This is a genomic window from Streptomyces mexicanus, from assembly GCF_902506575.1.
Taxonomy (GTDB): Bacteria; Actinomycetota; Actinomycetes; order Streptomycetales; family Streptomycetaceae; genus Streptomyces; species Streptomyces mexicanus.
The window spans coordinates 1-2,095 of the sequence record NZ_LR732657.1; the positions used below are offsets into that span (position 1 = coordinate 1).

General features: G+C 71.1%; 2 protein-coding genes. Both read right to left on the minus strand.

Annotation, left to right across the window (positions count from 1 at the left end; all coding sequences use genetic code 11):
- Positions 1–68 precede the first annotated feature (68 nt).
- Positions 69–1,505, minus strand: coding sequence for a GntT/GntP/DsdX family permease (locus GV126_RS34365; RefSeq protein ID WP_159675188.1), 1,437 nt, complete (start codon positions 1,503–1,505; stop codon positions 69–71).
- Between the two features lie 64 nt (positions 1,506–1,569).
- A complete protein-coding gene (locus tag GV126_RS34370; RefSeq protein ID WP_159675190.1) occupies positions 1,570–2,055 on the minus strand; it encodes a ribose-5-phosphate isomerase in 486 nt (161 codons plus the stop codon).
- Between the last annotated feature and the right edge of the window lie 40 nt (positions 2,056–2,095).

The following is a 2,095-nucleotide window of genomic DNA, read 5'->3' on the forward strand; positions in this document are numbered from 1 at the left end:
CATGTACACGGTCCTGGTCTGACCCGGGCGCGCGCCGCCGGGGCGATCGACGGCGCCGCGCACCCGGGTCAGACCAGGACCGTGTACATGAGCAGCGACATGCCCAGGCCCATGACGGCGACGATCGTGGACAGGACGGACCAGGTCTTGATGTTCTGGGCGACGCTCATGCCGAAGTACTCCTTGGAGAGCCAGAAGCCGGCGTCGTTGACGTGCGAGAAGAACAGGGACCCGGCACCGACGGCCAGCGCGATGAGGGACGCCTCCACCGTCGGGGCACCGGCCGCCAGAGGAGCCATGATCCCGGCGGCGGCCGTGGTGGCGACGGTGGCCGAGCCGGCGGCCAGCCGGATCAGCACGGCCAGCAGCCAGCCCAGGACGAGGACCGGCATGTGCGCCTCGGCGGCGGCCTTGCCGATGGCGTCGGCCACACCGGTGTCCACGATGAGCTGCTTGAAGCCGCCGCCCGCGCCGACGATCAGCAGGATGCCGGCGACGGCGGGCAGCCCCGCGGTGACGATGCCGCGTACCTCGGCCCGGCTGCGCCCCAGCCCCCAGCCGAAGAGGGCCATGGCGACCAGCACGGCGAGGAACATCGCCACAAGCGGGGTGCCGAGGAAGTCGAGCAGCCGGTCGTACCAGGCCGAGCCGGGGAAGGCGATGTCCGCGATCGATTTGGCGAGCATCAGCACGACCGGCAGCGCGATCACACCGAGCGACGCCCCGAATCCGGGCGTACGGACCGCCGTCGGCCCGTCCGTGCCCTGATCCGTGTTCGTGCCCGTGCCCTTGCCCTCGCCCTGGGACCTCATCAGTGACGCCACCAGTTCGGCGGGCGCCTCGGTGCGCACGTGCCGGGAGATGAACTTCGCGTACAGCGGACCCGCCACGATCACCGTGGGGATCGCCGCGACCAGGCCGAGTCCGAGCGTGGTGCCGATGTCGGCCTTCAGCGCGCCGACCGCGACCAGCGGACCGGGGTGCGGCGGCACGAACGCGTGCAGCGTCCCCAGTCCGGCCAGTGCCGGAACGGCCAGCAGCACCAGCGGCGTACGGGTGCGGTGGGCCATGACCACGATGATCGGGATCAGCAGGACGAGGCCGACCTCGAAGAACATCGGAAGACCGATGATCGCGGCGATCAACGCCATGGACCAGGGCAGCAGCCGCGGCCCGGACCGGGAAGCGATGGTGTCCACGATCCGGTCGACGGCACCGGAGTCCGCGAGCAGTTTGCCGAGGATCGCGCCGAGGGCGATCAACGCGCCGGTGGAACCGAGAGTCGCGCCCATGCCGTTGCCGAACGACTCGACGACCTTGGCCAGTTCGGCGCCCGAACCGATGCCGAGGACGATGGATCCGCCGATCAGGGCGATGAACGGATGGAAGTCGCACAGCGCGATGAGGGAGACGATCACGGCGATCGCCACGGCGACCATGACGATCAGCCGGGTGTCGTGTCCGGTCCACGGCGCGGCTGCCAGGGGCAGGGCGAACGAGGCCATCATGCGGGGTGTCCTTACGTCGTTGTAAGAGGCGGCGGACGTCCGCGCGCCGCAGGGTGGGGGCTCAGCAGCCGGAACCGGCCTCGTGGGCCGCCTCGGCGGCGCCGGTGTCGTAGGAGTCGAGGACCTCGACCTTGGCTCCGGAGGGCGAGGAGGGGTCGAAGCGGTAGCCGAGCCACTCGCCGACCAGGCGGCGCGCGAGTTCCAGCCCGATGACCCGCTGGCCCATGGTGAGCACCTGGGCGTTGTTGCTGAGCACGGCGCGTTCGACGGAGAAACTGTCGTGCGCGGTCACCGCGCGGACACCGCGCACCTTGTTCGCGCTGATCGCGACGCCCAGCCCGGTGCCGCAGAACAGCAGCGCGCGGTCGGCCCGGCCCTCGGCGACGAGCCGGGCCGCCGTGACCCCGATGTGCGGATAGGCGGTGTGTTCGTCCTCGCCGACTCCGATGTCCTGCACGTGGGCGACCCGGGGATCGGCCTCCAGGTCGGCCTTGATGGCCTCCTTGTAGGCGTATCCGGCGTCGTCGCTGCCGATGACGATGCGCAGCGGGGCGGGAGTGGGGGTGGTGGTCCGGTCGGGGTCGGTC

What these genes read in the sequence shown, in the direction of transcription:
- GV126_RS34365 (WP_159675188.1), bottom strand. Translation starts at nt 1,505, where the DNA reads ATGGCCTCGTTCGCCCTGCCCCTGGCAGCCGCGCCGTGGACCGGACAC.